Origin of the sequence: Pseudoalteromonas sp. 2CM36K (genome assembly GCF_023161865.1) — a bacterium.
Lineage (GTDB): Bacteria > Pseudomonadota > Gammaproteobacteria > Enterobacterales > Alteromonadaceae > Pseudoalteromonas > Pseudoalteromonas tetraodonis.
This window is the reverse complement of sequence record NZ_JALNTK010000059.1, coordinates 1-602: the sequence shown is the minus strand read 5'-3', so window position 1 is coordinate 602 and position 602 is coordinate 1. Positions and strand designations below refer to the sequence as shown.

The window sequence follows — 602 nt, the reverse complement described above, 5'->3', positions numbered from 1 at the left end:
TAAATGACAATGATAAAATAGTGATTTTGTCCACAAGTCCTCAAGCCAGAAAGAAATTTGAGTCATTACCAGAGACCTTGATGGCAAGATTAACCACCTATAAAGTGGATGGAAAAAGCTATCGTGTTCTCAGCTCTCTCATTGACCCTTTACGATTTCCATATGAAGAATTAACAGAGGTTTATACTCAACGCTGGGAAATTGAGCTGGCGTTTAGAGAAATAAAGCAGGGATTGAATCATAGCAAACACACGTTACGTAGTAAGAAACCAGACATGGTACGTCAAGAGTTATGGGGGTTATTACTCGCTTACAATTTAATACGTATCGTCATGCTTGATGCAACTAAAGATGAGGATATTTTGCCTACACAGCTAAGCTTTAGCCAATCTATGCGACAGGTTATCGCTTTCTTTATGTTTACGCCAATACATAGTGCAAGTAAGTTGCCTATTCATTACGATGAGTTACTGACAACACTTAGATTGTTTATCTTACCCGATAGGTTACCAGATAGGCATTATCCAAGGGTGATAAGAAAGAAGCCGAATAAGTACCCCTATAAAAGAAAATGCCAGTCAGTTCTTAACTGACTGGCATTA

1 protein-coding gene is annotated in these 602 nt (G+C 38.2%); it reads left to right on the top strand.

Translation table 11 applies throughout. The features are described from left to right. Window positions 1-593 (top strand): transposase (locus tag MTN97_RS17815; RefSeq protein ID WP_248475032.1); only part of this gene is annotated, 593 nt, incomplete at its 5' end. Between the last annotated feature and the right edge of the window lie 9 nt (window positions 594-602).